At 43.4% G+C, this 15,911-nt stretch carries 14 protein-coding genes; all 14 read right to left on the bottom strand.

The features are described from left to right. Positions 1-26 precede the first annotated feature (26 nt). Complete coding sequence (locus WKT08_RS01870) at positions 27-404, bottom strand: hypothetical protein (protein ID WP_195227169.1); 378 nt, start codon at positions 402-404, stop codon at positions 27-29. A gap of 16 nt (positions 405-420) precedes the next feature. Next, positions 421-891, bottom strand: coding sequence for a hypothetical protein (locus WKT08_RS01875; RefSeq protein ID WP_195227168.1), 471 nt, complete (start codon positions 889-891; stop codon positions 421-423). A 6-nt stretch (positions 892-897) separates the two neighbouring features. Beyond that, on the bottom strand, positions 898-1,287 hold the full coding sequence (locus WKT08_RS01880; RefSeq protein WP_195227167.1) for an Imm63 family immunity protein: 390 nt from the start codon (positions 1,285-1,287) through the stop codon (positions 898-900). A gap of 22 nt (positions 1,288-1,309) precedes the next feature. After that, positions 1,310-1,639, bottom strand: coding sequence for a hypothetical protein (locus WKT08_RS01885; protein ID WP_195227166.1), 330 nt, complete (start codon positions 1,637-1,639; stop codon positions 1,310-1,312). A gap of 134 nt (positions 1,640-1,773) precedes the next feature. Next, positions 1,774-2,358 carry a DUF1307 domain-containing protein gene (locus tag WKT08_RS01890; protein ID WP_049473976.1) on the bottom strand — a complete coding sequence of 195 codons (585 nt, stop codon included), beginning with the start codon at positions 2,356-2,358 and terminating at the stop codon, positions 1,774-1,776. A gap of 127 nt (positions 2,359-2,485) precedes the next feature. Next, on the bottom strand, positions 2,486-3,484 hold the full coding sequence (galE, locus tag WKT08_RS01895) for a UDP-glucose 4-epimerase GalE (protein ID WP_049472575.1): 999 nt from the start codon (positions 3,482-3,484) through the stop codon (positions 2,486-2,488). A 63-nt stretch (positions 3,485-3,547) separates the two neighbouring features. After that, on the bottom strand, positions 3,548-5,020 hold the full coding sequence (gene galT / locus WKT08_RS01900; RefSeq protein ID WP_049472576.1) for a UDP-glucose--hexose-1-phosphate uridylyltransferase: 1,473 nt from the start codon (positions 5,018-5,020) through the stop codon (positions 3,548-3,550). Positions 5,021-5,032: 12 nt separating this feature from the next. Beyond that, a complete protein-coding gene (locus WKT08_RS01905) occupies positions 5,033-6,211 on the bottom strand; it encodes a galactokinase (protein WP_414716481.1) in 1,179 nt (392 codons plus the stop codon). A 240-nt stretch (positions 6,212-6,451) separates the two neighbouring features. Beyond that, entirely contained in the window at positions 6,452-8,863 is a 2,412-nt protein-coding gene (locus tag WKT08_RS01910; RefSeq protein ID WP_340279668.1) for a glycoside hydrolase family 3 N-terminal domain-containing protein, read from the bottom strand. 127 nt (positions 8,864-8,990) lie between these two features. Then, positions 8,991-10,433 (bottom strand): sucrose phosphorylase, encoded by a 1,443-nt coding sequence (gtfA, locus tag WKT08_RS01915; protein WP_340279669.1) that lies wholly within the window; start codon positions 10,431-10,433, stop codon positions 8,991-8,993. A 290-nt stretch (positions 10,434-10,723) separates the two neighbouring features. Next, the gene (locus WKT08_RS01920; RefSeq protein ID WP_195915616.1) at positions 10,724-11,557 is read right to left on the bottom strand and encodes a carbohydrate ABC transporter permease; all 834 of its coding nucleotides are present in this window, start codon (positions 11,555-11,557) and stop codon (positions 10,724-10,726) included. A gap of 13 nt (positions 11,558-11,570) precedes the next feature. Next, positions 11,571-12,437, bottom strand: a complete 867-nt coding sequence (locus WKT08_RS01925) for a carbohydrate ABC transporter permease (RefSeq protein WP_021153464.1) — start codon at positions 12,435-12,437, stop codon at positions 11,571-11,573. A gap of 13 nt (positions 12,438-12,450) precedes the next feature. After that, positions 12,451-13,710, bottom strand: coding sequence for an extracellular solute-binding protein (locus tag WKT08_RS01930; protein ID WP_150906301.1), 1,260 nt, complete (start codon positions 13,708-13,710; stop codon positions 12,451-12,453). Positions 13,711-13,724: 14 nt separating this feature from the next. Continuing rightward, the gene (locus WKT08_RS01935) at positions 13,725-15,887 is read right to left on the bottom strand and encodes an alpha-galactosidase (protein WP_340279670.1); all 2,163 of its coding nucleotides are present in this window, start codon (positions 15,885-15,887) and stop codon (positions 13,725-13,727) included. Positions 15,888-15,911 lie beyond the last annotated feature (24 nt).

Raw genomic sequence — 15,911 nt, forward strand, 5'->3', positions numbered from 1 at the left:
CATTATTTGGGGAATTATTTTCAACGTCAATCCTCTAAAGTCACCGGAAAAATATCTGCCCCTCTGTGCATTTTATTTTCCATTTCTTTCCACTCTAAAACTAATTTATACAGTTCTTTTGTAGGAATAAAGCATGGATCGCCTAATATTTCTTCCTCAAATTGGAAGTAAACTTCTGTTATTTCTTTTCCAATTTCAATCCCTAACAAATTACCATCAAAAGCATATTCTTCCATATTCCCAGAAATTACATTTTCCAAAGCTTCTCTGACATAAAGATAAAAATCCGTGACTTCTGTAATCATAAAGGTTGTTATAATTTCATAATCTTCTCTATCATACAATACCGTAAGTGCTATTTTGTCGTCGACACTCTTAAATAATTTATATTCTCTTTTTATCATTTGTGCTAGCCTATTTCTAATCCTCAAGAATTGAAAAATTATATTTGCTTTTATAACGCTGATTGAAGCGGATAATTACATTTATAGGGTCTTTTTTGGTTAATCCATTATCAAATGTTATACTTTTCGTTAACTCTTCCCGAAATTTTTGTATCCCAGTTGCTATTGCAGCTACTAATTTTGTAGTATCAACTTTAAAAGTGGCAATACCCTTATCTTCCATAAAGAGTATTGAATCGAAAAATAATATTGAAATATACAAATCCGTAGCTGAGCTTTTTGTCATTTTAATTAAAGAGTTCTCCAATAATAATTGAATGTTTTTGATATCACTTTGATTATAAAAATAATCAAACAGCACCTTATTAGTATCTGTAGGGAAAACATCTGGAATAAAAGTTGGAGGTTCAATTCGAAACTTTTGTCTTCCGCGAAGTATATCTTCAACGTTTCCTTCTTTTACTATAATTTTTACTTCTTCCTTCAATTTAGTTTATTCTTCTTCCTTCTTCTCTCCATATTTAGGATCAATTATATTAAATAAGCGAATTTGTTCCTCTTGAAAAAACTTGTCATAGAGCTCAATGTCCCCACTAGCTTTATTCCAAGCATCCTGTGAGGCTATTTTAGTAACATATGATTGTAAAAGATAATAAAGAATATCTTCCTTATTATCAAATTTTTTCTCAGAATTTATTTTGCCACGTTCGACACTAACAATGTAGTAATGATCGCTCTCTAAATAAATAGTACGTCCTTCTGGTAAGAATAGAGATGGTTTTTCCTCTGTAAATAAATCCGACTGATTCAGATTTGACTCCCCTATTTTTAATAGTAACTTCGCTAATTCTTGCTTTAAATGCATTATTTTCACCTCGTTCAATGCCGTTTAGATAACTACGCTCTCACCATCCATTCTCATGATAAAATTTATCAACTATTTCCCAATCGTAATCAGAAATAGCTGAATGATTATCAAGTTTCCTTACGTCAATTCCTAATTTTCTTAATGCAGCTAAAGACATATGCCCCAAACAAATTGGACCTAAAACTGAATCATTGACAGACAGTCTGACAGAAATTTCTATTAATTTATGAATCACGTCAATCTCATTGATCTTACTGTTAACAATTTCTTTAATAATATTGTAGGAGACTATAGGATTTAAATCTATATTATTTATTAAGTCCTCTTTTTGATATGTTTTATCTTCAATTTTTTTAAGAATATTCACCCTATACTCCTGCTATCATAATGACGTGTTCATCCATTTCACTATTTTTCTTAAATCCTATTCTACCAAAATATGCCCATGAATTCATACCAAAACAAAAAGAGAGCAGCAAACTGAGCTGCTCTCCATTTGGTTTATTTTTCTACCATTCCGCCTTTGATAAGACTGTCTTTCGTTACTGAATAACTAACTGTTTTGTCATCTAGGGGATTAAATCCTGGGACGATTTCTTTTAATTTATTAAAATCGATTTTTGTGTAATCAATGGTATTGCGGATATAAAAGATTCCGTCTTTGTATTCTGATGTTAGTTCAAATCCATGTCCCATCAGATCTTTGAATTTTTCTTGGCTCTTAGCGACGGCTTCTTTCATGGTTTCAAGAGGGTTCTCACCAGGCACTTTTGAGACGTCGTAATCATCAACTTTTTCTTGTAATAACAAGGTATCTCCCTTGTAATACAAGGTGATAGTTGACTTACCTGCTTCATCACTCGTTTCGAGAACAGTCTTTTGTGCACCTGCTAGTGCATCTTCTTTTTTGCTTTCATCAGTTGATGACTCTTTTGTCTTCTCTTTGGCGGATGATTTGCTTGTTGCTTTACTGGTCGCTTTAGTAGACGATGGACTAGTAGATTTTGTAGTCTCTTTTTGTGTGCAACCAGCTAAAAGAAGACCCGCTGTCAAGAAGACGGCTAACATTTTTGTGGTTTTATTCATTTTGAATACCTCACTTTTTATGATGGTTAAGGAAATGACTGACGTTTGAAACGAGTCATTTAGCAAGATCAACTGTCGTTTTAAATGTTATTAAAAAAGTCTCAAAAATGATGTTCGCAGTCCCTCCTTATCGATCATTGTAGCCATCTGGGTGGCTGGAATGCCAAGCCCAGGCTGTTTGGATGATGGTTTCGATATTGTCAAATTTTGGTTGCCAACCGAGGATGGCACGCGCCTTCTCAGATGATGCGATCAGGGTATCTGGATCTCCTGGTCTGCGATCGGCTATCTCAAGTGGGATCGGATGTCCTGTAACCTTGCGGGCTGCTTCAACGATTTGAAGATTGGAGAATCCAGTCGATGAGCCCAGGTTAAAGGCGGTAGATGGGTTGCCGTTTCGGAGATACTCCACTGCTAAAAGATGGGCATCTGCCAAGTCAAATGGATGGACATAGTCCCGAACATTGGTCCCATCTGGTGTCTGGTAGTCATCTCCAAAAATAGAGATCTTTTCGCGTTTGCCTTGGGCTACTTGCAAGACGATCGGCAAGAGATGGGTCTCTGGTCCATGGTCTTCTCCGATGGATCCATCTGGCTTGGCACCCGCTACATTAAAGTAACGAAGGGGCACATACTTGATCCCGTAGGCTTGATCGGCCCAGCGCATAATGGTTTCCATCATGAGCTTGCTTTCGCCATAAGGGTTGATTGGTTTTTGCGGAGTGGTTTCAAGAATCGGAATTTCTTCTGGAATGCCGTAAGTGGCAGCAGTTGAAGAAAAGACGATGTAGTGCACCCCACATTCATGCATGACTTCCAAGAGTTTGACCATGCCTGCTGTATTATTGTCAAAATATTTCAATGGATCGGCCATGGATTCAGCGACCAGTGAGTAAGCCGCAAAGTGGATGACCGCATCGATATCTGCATGTTCCTTAAAAACAGTGCGCATAAAGTCTTGATCCGCCAGGTCTCCTTGGTAAAAGACGGCATCTGGATGCACCGCTGCACGGTGGCCTGTGACCAGGCTATCGACCACGACGACTTTTTCCTGTCCTTCATTGACCAAACGGTCCACCATGTGGGAACCGATATAGCCAGCTCCTCCGAGTACGAGTATTGCCATTTGTTTTCCTTTCGCTTCTTGTCTTCTCTCTTATTGTACCAAATTTCTGCCTCTTCTCCACACTTAAAGTGTCGCAACAAAGCGTCTAAAGGCAGCTTGTCCTTCTGCGGTTCGCTTGTAGACTCCGGCATCTTCGAGCACGCGCGCAAAGATCTGACCGACTGATTCACGGACAAGGGCCTCTGCCTCTGCTTCGTCTGTAATAGCTGGGTGAGTAGCTTTCAAATCATCTGCCCAAGGCTGGTGGTAAGTTGCCACTGTGCTCTCACGTCCAAGCAAATAGTCTTGAACCTGCTTGAGCTCTTCCTTGAGGCGAGGTGGCAAAATGGCCAAGCCCATGACTTCGATCAGGCCGATATTTTCTTTTTTGATGTGTTGCACATCTGCATGTGGGTGATAAATGCCATCGGGATGCTCTGGTGAGGTTTGGTTGTCACGAAGCACCAAGTCCAGTTCATAATGCCCATCACGAATCCGGGCAATGGGGGTAATGGTATGGTGGGGCTGACCGTCGGATGCCGCTAAGACCTGAACAGCTGGATCCGAGTAGCCTCGCCAGGCTGTTAGGATATGGTCTGCCAGGGCAATCAATTGCGCCTTGTCATCTGAATTCAAACGAAGAACTGACATGGGCCAGTTGACAATTCCTACCGATACAGCCTCAAATCCCTTAATGGTAAAGCTTTCCTCCACAGGAGCCAGCTCCATAGGGAAGGTGTGGCGTCCGCCTTGGTAATGGTCATGAGTCAGGATGGATCCCCCTACAATGGGCAGGTCTGCATTGGAGCCCGCAAAATAGCCTGGAAAAGTCTCGACAATGGTCAAGAGTCGCTCAAAGGTCTTGCGACTAATGGCCATGGGAACATGCTGGCTATCGAGGAAAATGCAGTGTTCATTGAAGTAGGCATAAGGGGAATATTGAAAGCCCCAATCATGCCCGTCCATGTCAAAGCGGATAATCCGATGATTGGCACGGGCAGGATGGTCTAGGCGACCTTGATAGCCTTCATTTTCAAAGCACAGTTGGCAGGCTGGATAATGACTAGCTTTAGCCAGCTTCGCCGCTGCGATGTCTTTAGGATCTTTTTCAGGTTTTGACAGATTGATGGTGATTTCAAGGGAGCCATATGGAGTTTCTGCCTCAAAAGCGATATTTTGCGCAATCGCCTTGACCTTGATGTAATCATTGCGCTTGGAGAGGGCATAGAAATCAGCAATCGCGTCTTCCTTGGACTGACGATAGGTCTCCCAGAAACGATGGTTGACCTGACTAGGACTAGGGGTGACCCAAGCCATCAATTCCGCACCCAAACTGTCTTTTGCGGCCATGCTGTCCTGGATCTTATTATTCGCAACAGCGATTTCCACCAGCTGATCTTTGAGTGCGATCAAGTCAGCTTGATGAGCTGGGGCGTCTAGCCCTTCTTCTCCAATGCGACTCATAACGCGGTTTTTTAGATAAATCCGATCCATCTCTTCATAGTCACTTGCCGCAATGACGGCTGTGACAAATGCATCTAATACCAGTTCTGTCATCCTATCTCCTTTTTAATCAAGCACCCGTGTCCCTGCCGCAACCTCTGCAATGTAGAAACTTGGCGCATAGCCAATGATTTCCTCATAGCGTTTGCCAACAGCTTCTTTAAATGGTTCAACCTTATCTTTGTTGACAAGGGCGATAGCGCAACCACCAAAGCCTGCTCCCGTCATACGAGCACCAAGCACTCCTTCTTGTTCCCAGGCTGTATGCACCAAGGTATCCAATTCTAGACCAGTCACTTGGTAGTCATGCTCTAAGGATACGTGGGAAGCATTCATGAGACGGCCAAAGCCTTCCAAATCACCTGCTTCAAGCGCCTTGCGTGCTTGGAGGGTCCGTTGGTTCTCAAGTACAGCATGACGAGCCCGTTTGATGCGATTTTCATCCTTAATCAAGTAGCTGTAAGCATCAAAAGCCCAGAGATCCAATTCCCCTAAGGTTTGGATGTCTAGTTTTTCTTGGAGTTCAGAGACGGCGGTTTCACATTCTGCACGGCGTTCATTGTATTTGGAATCCGCTAATTCCCGGCGTTTGTTGGTATTCATGATGACTACGACATTGTCTTTGAGGTCCAGCGGTACCAGATCATACTCTAGGGTGTTGGTATCGAGATAAATAGCCCGTTGATCAGCTCCCATACCGATGGCAAATTGGTCCATGATCCCAGAGTTGACTCCGATAAAGTGATTTTCAGTTTGTTTGCCGATCTTGACCAGATCTAGACGATCTAACTGAAGATCATATAGTTTCTCAGCGATGACGCCAATCAAGAGCTCAAGCGATGCTGAAGAAGAAAGACCGGATCCATTTGGAATATTGCCATAGACATAGACGTCCATTCCGCTATCAATGACATGACCAGCTTCTTGTAAGAAATGGAGCACGCCTTTTGGATAGTTGGTCCAGTTGTGCTCTTTTTCAAAGTGGAGATTTTCAAGTGGAACTTCAATGATCCCCTTGTCTTCAAAGTTTCCTGAGAAGAAACGCAAGACCTTATCCTCGCGCTTTCTTGCCGCTCCGTAGGTACCAAGTGTGATGGCTGCTGGGAAGACATGCCCACCATTATAGTCAGTGTGTTCACCGATCAGATTAATCCGTCCTGGTGAAAAGAAAGTGTGGTCAGCCTTTTCCCCAAAGACAGCCTGGAATTTTGCTTGTAAATCTTGAGATGTGATTGTTGTCGTCATGAGAAACTCCTTTAGTTTTGTAAACGTTTTTATACTTGTATTATATCTGATCGCAAGTAAAACTTCAAGTGTTTTTAGTAAAATTTTATTAATTTTTTATTTTATGCCCAGAAAGGCGATAACAAAGGGTTTTCCTCCGATTACAACTTCTATTCCATCATTGCCATCTCGAGTTAATTTTAGTAAACTTTTACCAAAAAATCTCAATTGGGAAATCACCCAATTGAGATTCTGAATCCTTTAGTGTTTCTTTCTTGGATAGACAAAAGATCCAAGGAAAGTTAAGAGGCTGATGCCCATGAGGGAGAGGAGGTTCCCTGTTTGACCGGTTTTTGGCAATACCGATGATGCAGGACTTGCTGAAACACTTGCAGGAGCCTGATCAGTGGCTTGTTTCACAGCGATCGGAGTAACTTGTGGACCATCAAGAGTGCTAGCTTTTTCTTGCTTGCTAACAAGGACCTGTGTTCCCGTGTGACCAACCTCTACTGGTTGTGTCTGATGGGTTGGTTCTTGGACTGGTGAAGTTGGATCTTGGACTTCTGGTGTTGGCAATGGAGCAGGTGCTGGATAGAAAAGACCATGACCAATGCGGTAGGCATACTCTGTTTCCGACATTTTTCCGTCTACAATTTTTGGAATATCAACCGGTAAGGTACCTAGATGTTCCTTGCCATTGAAGATGACTTCCACTCCTGCAGGAATATTAGGACCAAATGCATTGTCTGGTTTGAGGGATTCTGTTGGATCCATTCCCTTATTTCCATAGACTGCCAAAATGGCTTTTGCTGCTGGATAGTTGGCTACATCATAAGGTTTAGAGATAGAAAGGACAGCTGCCTTCTTATGGGTGGTATTGGCATAATTGACGATTTCTGTTGGGATCTTGGTCCGCCAGAAATCTTTATCCAGTTGCCCTTCATAACCGATCTCTGAAATCACTACGATGTGAGTTGCTTTCTCTAGGTCTTCTTTTAGACTATCAAGGGTAGATTCTTTAGTGAAGTTCTTGGCCACAAAGGAGGTATCTTTTGGAAGCACTCCGTCAGCAATTAAGCGACGCATACCCAAATTTAGTCCAGGAACTTCGTTTTCAAAAGCTCCTAAGAGTAAGACATGGTCCCCTGTTTGCACCTTAAATGGCAAGGTATTGTCTTCATTTTTTACAACCGTCACCGCTGCTGCAGCAATCTTACGTTCCAAGTCACGATTGAGGGTAGATCCAACTGCTTCTTCTGCTTTTTCAGCTGTCCGAGCACTTGGATCAAAATTCAAGACCCCACGTTTTTCTTTGAGGGTCAGAATCCGGCGAACCGACTCATTTAAGCGTTCTTCTGAGATGTCACCGGTTTGGACCGCATCTACCACCGCATTGACAATGGTATCAATCTTGGTCAAATCGGCTTTGCTGCGAAGGGTCGTTGGCATCAAGACCAGGTCAACTCCGGCTTTGATGGCCATCTTCACAGCTTCCACCTCACCGAAGTTCTTAGCGATAGCATCCATTCCCATGGCATCGGAGACAATCACGCCCTTATAGCCGTATTTCTTTCGTACCAAGCCCGTTAAAATATCATCAGAGAGCGTCGCTGGAACATAGATTTTCTCACCCGTTTCTTTTGACACGACCTGATCTTTTTCAATCTGCGGGTATTGGATATGAGCCGTCATCAAGAGGTCTACCCCTTCATCCATAGCTTTTTTGAATGGAAGGAGTTCTAATTTTTCAAGTTCGGCAAGAGATTTATCCACCAATGGGAGACCTGTATGGGAATCGACCGCTGTATCCCCGTGGCCTGGGAAATGCTTAGCAGCTACAGCGACATTGTAGTCTTGAATCCCTTTCATCATCGGAATACCTAAGTAAGCAACCCGGTTTGGATCAGAGGAGAAGGAACGAAGCCCAATGACAGGATTTTGTGGATTGTTATTTGTATCCAATACAGGTGCGAAATCCACATTCAAACCTAGTGCAGAAAGCTCTCGACCAATAATTTGTCCAGCTTCTGTCGCTAACTTGGGATCATTGGTTGCTCCAATGGCCATATTTCCGGGGAGAGCTGTACCGCTACCCAATCGATAGACGATGCCCCCTTCTTGATCAATCGCTAACAATAGCGGAATCTTCCCGTTATTGGCCTTGTTTTCAATAGCCGCCTTTTGCATATCTTGGGTCAGAGCTAGGGTTTGCTTGGTTTCTTTAACGTTTTCAGCGAAAAGAATGACACCTCCAAAGTCATACTTATCAATAGCTTCTGCCACTTCAGCATTGACCTTGGTGAGATCTTGTGGTGACTCCTGACCTGCCTCCTGCCACTTACGGAAGTCCGGCATGATCATTTGCGTAACCTTTTGCTTGAGAGGCATGTCTTCAAGCAGTTTTTCCACTTGAGGAGATACCGTCTCCGTTGTTGTTTCCGTTGGGGAGGTTGTAGGGGTTACTGCACGGTCTGTTGAAGTTGGCGTTTCGGCCACTTCTCCCTGATTTTCTGTGGTGGTTTCTGGCGTTGGAGAAGCCACCACCTCTTCTACTGTTGCTGCCGGTTCATTGGCTTGATCCGACGCTTGAGCTGTGTCTGCTTTTGCTGTTTGGACGGACAATAGAGCAAAAGCCGCTAATAGGGCCGCAGATGGATACATGATTTTTTTCATAAAGCGACCTCCTTTCTTTCAATAGATATTGTACCATTGTTTTATAGTTTTGTAAACGGTTGCAATATCTGAAATAAAAAATAGGATAAGCGATTTTTCACTTATCCTTTCGTTCATTCATATTTTTTTAAAACTCAATGTCTTGACCATTTTCTGTCACTTGGTAAGTCCCGTCAGCAAGATTGATTCGGGCTACTGCTGTGGCGGTCTGGTCTTTGTTTTGGCGCGTGATGACAATGGTATGTTCATCTGGTGTTTCCACTTCAATGCTTCCTTCTAGATCAAAAGCTTGCGAGTTGTTCCGGAAACTAAAGAGCTTGAGAAGGGATTGCACAACTGGACGCTCTACTTCTTGAGCAATTTCTTCATTGCTATAGTAATGACGGTTGATATTGCGGCCTTCTTTGGTGTTTTCTAAGAGTTCCAAATCATTCTTCCCAGCTAGAAATCCAACATAATAGACTTGTGGAATACCTGGCGCAAAGGCTTGAATCAAGCGAGCTAAGAAATACTTGCCATCGTCATCTCCAAGCGCTGAATAGTAGGTCGAATTGATTTGGTAGATGTCCAAGTTGTTGTACTCTGCTGTTGAATATTTGCGTTTCACATTTGCTCCTACCTTGTAGAGCTCATTTGATGCATAGTCAATTTCTTCATCTGTCAAGATATCCTTGACATCAACCACCCCAATCCCATCATGGGTGTCGAGTGTCGTGAATTGCTTCATCGGACTCATCTTCAACCACTTAGCAAGGCGCTCCACTTTTGAACTATAGAGGCTATAGAGGGTCACCATTGGAAGCGCGAAGTCATAGACATAATAGTCATGATCGGCAATCTTAAATTGGATGGAATAGTGTTCATGAATCTCTGGCAAGAGCTCAGCACCGTAGCCTGCCGCCATATCGCGTACCTTATCCAACAAATCCCAAATGTCTGGCTCCACGAAGAAATCATTGGTGTCCAATTTCTTCACCGCATAGGCAAAAGCATCTAAACGAATGAGATCACAACCATTGCTCGCCAAATGTTCGATGGTCTTGCGAATAAAGTCCATGGTCACTTCCTTGGTCACGTCTAGGTCAATTTGCTCTTCCCCGAAAGTATTCCAGAGATGCTCAGTTGTCCCATCCGCAAAGGTAATTTCTTGCTTGGGAGCTCGATCTTTGCGCTTATAAATCAAGTCCACATCCGCTTGAGTTGGACGATTCTCCGGCCAGAACTTGTCCCAGTTTAGGAAAAGATCCTTGTAAGCACTTTGGTCGTGCTTTTCTTGGTAGTCCTTGTAGTATTTAGACTGACGGGAAATGTGATTGATCATAAAGTCAAACATAAGATAATACTTGTCGCCCAAGCGTTTGACATCTTCCCAATCTCCAAAGGCTGGATCCACTTGGTCATAGTCGACAGGCGCAAAGCCACGGTCACCAGTTGATGGGAAAAATGGCAAGAGGTGAACCCCACCTACTGCATCCCCAAAGTGCTTCTCAAGATTTTCATAGAGATCCTTGAGGTTATTTCCTAAGCTATCTGAGTAAGTAATTAACATGGTTTTATTTTGAATTGGCATAATGGTTTCCTTTTCTTTTTTTGAAAGCCAAGTCTTAGGAGACCTGGCTTTCTTGAGTTTTTCTATTTTAGAATTGCTTCCTAGGATACGATTGAAATCAGCAAGCTGAATCGTTACTTTGTATCTTAATTGAACACGCCCTAAGCTCTGTGTGAAAAAGATGAATCTTCCAAGAAGCCAAGGCTTCTTATTCAGATTCCCTATATTTCCACAGCCGTTACTACTTCATTAGTCTACGGATGTGGATGCCCTAGGGTGCACTGTGAGCTTTTGACGGGCTTTGTATCTTGTTATTTCACTGCGCCGTTGCTCATTCCTGCGATGATATGGCGTTGGAAGAAGAGATAGACAATGGTGATACTGATAATGCCGACAACGTAGGAAGCAAAGCTTGGTCCGTAGTCATTGAAATATTGGCCTGCGTAGTTGTATTGGAACAAAGGCAGGGTCCACATTTTAGAATCTCGGTTCAAGACAAGGAGTGGCAACATGAAGTCATTCCAGAACCAAAGGGCATTGATGATCATGGTTGTCGCATGCATGGGTTTCATCATTGGGAAGATGATGCGGAAATAGGTTGTAAATTTACCAGCACCATCGATTTCTGCTGCTTCATCCAAACTTTCTGGAATAGAGATTTTGATATACCCTACATAGAGAAAGAGGGTCTGTGGAATCGCATAGGTCAAGTAGAGCAAGATCAAACCAAAGGTGTTAGCTAAACCGAGTTTACTCATCATAACCGTAATCGGAATCATGATGACTTGGAAAGGTACGAAAATCCCAAGAATCAAGAGGGTGTACATGATGGTAAAGGCTTTTCTCTTACTCATATTACGTGCGATGGAGTAGGCTGCCATGGGGATAAAGATCATTACTGCAAGTAAAGACAAGACAGTGATGACGACAGAGTTCCAATAATAGCCTCCGATCCCATCAGCCAAGAGACGGCTGAAGTTGTCCCATGTGAAGTTGGTTGGAAATCCAAAGAAATTGTCTACGATATCCTTGGTTGGTTTGAAGGAACTAAAGAGGGTGGCAAGGAGTGGCACTAAAATCAGAACCGATCCTAGAATCAATAGAATGTATTTGCCAATCAAGGCTTTTCTTTCATCTTGTTTCATCGTGCTTCTCCTCTTAAATTTCAAATTTCTTAGATACTCTCAATTGGATGATCGAAATCACTACAATCAAGAAGAACAAGATTACGGCAATGGCATTGGCATAACCGAATTGGTTATTTTTAAAGGCATAGTTATAAACCAAGAGTCCAAGTGAGGTTGTGGCATTGTTTGGACCCCCACCAGTCATGGCAAAGACTTGGTCAAAGGCGGTAAGCCCACCTTTTAGGGCTAGGATAAAGACCATAGAGACACTTGGTAGTAAGTAAGGCAATTCAACATTCCAGAAGACTTGCTTGCTCGTCGCACCATCGATTCTTGCTGCTTCTGTAATTTCAGATGGGATAGATTGCAGACCAGCTAGGAAGATAATGATGGGCATAGCTACTCCTTGCCAAAGAAGGACAAAGACAGCCGCGAAGATCGCTCCCCACTTAGTCCCTAAAAGACTGGTTTGAAGAAACTCGATATGAAGGGCATTCCCAATTGCTGGAAGACCGTAGTTGAAGACTTGTTTGAAAATCAGAGCCACTGTCAAACCAGACAAAACTGCTGGGAAGAAGAACCAAGCACGAAAGAAGGTTTGGCCTTTGATCTTAGAGTTCAAGACACGCGCAATGAAGATCCCAAGGGCAATCTCACCAACTACCATAGCAATCGTGATGATTGCAGTAAAGCCAATAGCATTCATGAATTTTGGATCCATAAAGAGGAGCTTAAAGTTGTTCAAGCCGACAAACTTGTAGTTATAGGTCAAACCTGTCCAGTTGGTAAAACTGTAAAAGGCTCCTTGGAACATTGGCACATAGAAGAAAATTGCTTGTAATAAGAGGGGAATGACCACAAAAGCCCATGCCCAATATTTTTGTAATACTTTTTTCATTGTCTCTCTACTCCTAATCCACATCCGCTTTCATCGGGTTAAAGAAGGCATTCAAATCATTGACCATTCCTTGTTTATCACCTGTCAAGACATAGTTCATGGTCAAGGTATGGAAGTCTGCTTCACTGGTCCAGTATTGTTGCAACCACACCAAGTGACGATCCGTAAAGGCATATTTAGTCATCCCAGCAAGCGGTGAATCCTCTCCTGCTTGTTTGACTCCTTCGATCGCTGTTGGAGATCCGTCCACATCATAGTACTTTTGCATGACTTCTGGACGGGTCATGTATTCCACAAAGGCATTGGCTTCTTTTGGATGTTTGGTAGTAGCAGAGATAGACCATGCTAAGTCTCCCGCACCAACGGTTAAGCTTTGTCCTTTTTCTTTCCCTGGAATCATGAAGGTCCCAATCTTAAAATTCGGTTTTTGTTCATTGATCGCGGTGATAGCCCAAGATCCATTTGGTGTCATGAGGACATCCCCACGCGCGAAGGCTCCGATAACGTCTGTATAACCTGCACCTTCCCAGTTCTTTTGCTTCGAACCTTTAATGCGAAGGATATCCATGACCTTGATGTCATCCTTCATAATCGGATCAGACAATTTAATGGAATTTGGCTTAGAATAACGAAGGTATTGGTTGGCTTCTTTTCCTCCACCTGCTGCTGTCGCAAAGGCCAATTGATTGTAACCATTGAGGGTCCAAGCTTCTGCTCCTGCAATCCCAAATGGGGTTTGTCCTTTGGCAACGATGTCTTTTACCAACTGTTCAAATTCGTCCCAAGTTTCAGGAACCTTCAAGCCCAATTCTTCGAATTTATCTTTGTTGTAGTAGATTCCGTAAGCATTGGCTGTGAAAGGAACGTTGTAGACTTTTCCATTTACGGCATATTTTTCAGCGTAGCCGTTTTTCACGCGTTTGAGATAGTCTTTATTGCTTAAATCTTCGAAGACACCCGCTTTTGCCCATTCTTGCAATTCGATGGACTGTGGGTAAATATTGACCACATCTGGCACATCTCCTGCGAGGATACGTGTCTTCAACACCTCACCAGCGTTTGGTACATTGACAACTTTGACCTTGACCTTTGGATTTTCCTTTTCAAAATCACGCGCGATTTCTTCCAAGGTTTTGGTCATTTCTTTTTTCTGGTTGAAATACTCGATGGTCACTGTACCATCCGCAGATTTTCCATCGTTGGAGCAAGCACCGAGCCCAAACAAGGCTAGTCCTGTAGTCGCAAGAAGTCCGATTTTTTTATACCATTTCATTTGGCTGTCTCCTTTTATTTTTTGACAAAAACATATTGTTTGCTGAGGAAATCTCCCTGAGGAAGAACGACGGTTAAGCCGGCATACATGAGCTCAGCTCCTGAATAGACTTGGTCCGTCCCTTCTAAGCGATAGAGCGCATCTTCTTCCAATCCTTTGAGTTTCAGGGTCGGCTCGATCTCCTCAACCGTTGATAAGACCCGTACATAAGTTACCACCGTGCGATCTTGATAAGTGAACTGGACGGCTGCTTGATTGCTACCTTGGCTTGGATTGATCAAGCGGTAGTGTTTTCCGAATTGAACAAGTGGTCGAATCGTTTTGTAATGTGTGACTTGAGCTGCGATCCGATCCAACTCTTCTTGTGGAAGACTGGTTAGATCCAATTCATAGCCCAGATTTCCCATCATGGCTACATGACCACGCGTTTCAAGTGGTGTCATCCGTCCCATCTGGTGATTTGGCACTGCTGATACGTGAGCCCCCATAGAAATGGTAGGATAGAGGTAGCTAGAACCGTACTGGATCGGAAGTCTGGCAATGGCATCCGTATTGTCACTCGCCCATACCTGCGGGAAGTAACGCATCATACCGAGGTCATTGCGGCCACCACCTCCGGAGCAGGACTCAAAGAGGATGTTCTCGTACTTCTCTGTCAAGTAAGAAACCACTTCATAGAGACCTAAGATATAAGCATGGGATTGCATCTTGGTTTCAAGGTAGGTTTTCCCATTTCCAAGTTTGGTGATATTGCGGTTCATGTCCCATTTGATATAGTCGATCTCATGATTTCCAAGTAAGTCATCCAAGACCTGCTTGATATAAGCCACTACTTCTTTATTTGAGAAATCAAGCACTAGTTGATTCCGTGAATAGGTGTGTTCGTAGCCTGGGACTTGAATAGCCCAGTCCGGATGAGCCCGATAGAGGTCGCTATCAACAGAAATCATTTCTGGCTCCACCCAAAGGCCAAATTGAAGTCCCTTGTCATGGATGCCTTGGATCAGTTCTGCTAGGCTTCCTCCTAATTTTTCTTCATTGACAGTCCAGTCACCGAGAGCCCGATTGTCATCATAGCGATTGCCAAACCAGCCATCATCAAGAACAAAGAGTTCGATTCCCACTTTTTGGGCCTCATCCGCTAACTCCAATAATTTGTCTTTCTTAAAGTCAAAGTAGGTCGCTTCCCAGTTGTTGATAAGAATTGGACGTTCTTTATAGGCAAACTGGCTAGGAATGATATGGTCTTGGACAAATGCTTGGCTCTCTTGACTGAGACCGGTCAATCCCTCATGTGAGTAGCTAATCATGGCCACTGGGGTATCAAAGCTCTGATTCGGTGCCAACTCCCAGGAGAAGTTTTCTGGATTGATTCCCAATCCAACGCGAACTTCATTGAGTTGATTCTTTTGAACAAATCCTTCAAAATTCCCACTGTAGAGCAGTTGGAAGGCAAGGGCAGAACCAGCATCTTCGGTCACTTCATGGTCAGCAAGAATGAGGGCTGGGGTCTGCGCGTGTCCAGAAGCACCACGGTTGGAGCTGATGGAGAAGATTCCTTGTTCCACTTGTTGACGGCGGACTGTTTTTTCTCTCGCATAGGCCCCTTGAAGGGTGATGACATCATAGTCACTGGCCGGGACATCGGCCAACACACTAAGGGCCTTATGGATCACGACGGTTTCATCACTGCAGTTTTCAATCTTTGAAAAGCTGGTGATGGTTGCCCGATCCTCGTAGGCTGTGTAATAGAGGGTCAAACGCAGGGCCGCTTGATCATCTTCAAAGACCAAGGCCAAGGTTTCAGTACTATCTACTGTATGTGGATTGGGAAGACCAGTTGCCTCGACACTGCCAGAGTAGATATTGGCTCCGACATAGAGGAAATCCGTCACCTCTGTGGCGCCGTGCTGGATTTGAATAGACGGCTTTCGAAAATCTCCAAGCCCGTGCTGTCCTAAAATCTGACGCTGGGTATCCAAGCTGAAGGTTCGATTGTCAGGTGTTGGATTTCCAGAGAAAGCATGATCCTTCTCATGCACGGTATTGGAAAAATGATAAGACGGGATCGGACGCCCCAGATGCTTAAGCATCAGGTAGCCATCTCGATTTTCAAGGATCAGGCTCAGTCCCTTACTTTCTACATAGAACAAATTCTGTTCAATACGAATTGCCATATCTTCCTCCATTGGACCCGAAAA

Source organism: Streptococcus sp. HCA-5024 (assembly GCF_037890265.1).
Lineage (GTDB): Bacteria > Bacillota > Bacilli > Lactobacillales > Streptococcaceae > Streptococcus > Streptococcus lingualis.

What these genes read in the sequence shown, in the direction of transcription:
- WKT08_RS01870 (WP_195227169.1), bottom strand. Translation starts at nt 404, where the DNA reads ATGATAAAAAGAGAATATAAATTATTTAAGAGTGTCGACGACAAAATA.
- WKT08_RS01890 (WP_049473976.1), bottom strand. Translation starts at nt 2,358, where the DNA reads ATGAATAAAACCACAAAAATGTTAGCCGTCTTCTTGACAGCGGGTCTT.
- galE (WP_049472575.1), bottom strand. Translation starts at nt 3,484, where the DNA reads ATGGCAATACTCGTACTCGGAGGAGCTGGCTATATCGGTTCCCACATG.
- galT (WP_049472576.1), bottom strand. Translation starts at nt 5,020, where the DNA reads ATGACAGAACTGGTATTAGATGCATTTGTCACAGCCGTCATTGCGGCA.
- WKT08_RS01905 (WP_414716481.1), bottom strand. Translation starts at nt 6,211, where the DNA reads ATGACGACAACAATCACATCTCAAGATTTACAAGCAAAATTCCAGGCT.
- WKT08_RS01910 (WP_340279668.1), bottom strand. Translation starts at nt 8,863, where the DNA reads ATGAAAAAAATCATGTATCCATCTGCGGCCCTATTAGCGGCTTTTGCT.
- gtfA (WP_340279669.1), bottom strand. Translation starts at nt 10,433, where the DNA reads ATGCCAATTCAAAATAAAACCATGTTAATTACTTACTCAGATAGCTTA.
- WKT08_RS01920 (WP_195915616.1), bottom strand. Translation starts at nt 11,557, where the DNA reads ATGAAACAAGATGAAAGAAAAGCCTTGATTGGCAAATACATTCTATTG.
- WKT08_RS01925 (WP_021153464.1), bottom strand. Translation starts at nt 12,437, where the DNA reads ATGAAAAAAGTATTACAAAAATATTGGGCATGGGCTTTTGTGGTCATT.
- WKT08_RS01930 (WP_150906301.1), bottom strand. Translation starts at nt 13,710, where the DNA reads ATGAAATGGTATAAAAAAATCGGACTTCTTGCGACTACAGGACTAGCC.
- WKT08_RS01935 (WP_340279670.1), bottom strand. Translation starts at nt 15,887, where the DNA reads ATGGCAATTCGTATTGAACAGAATTTGTTCTATGTAGAAAGTAAGGGA.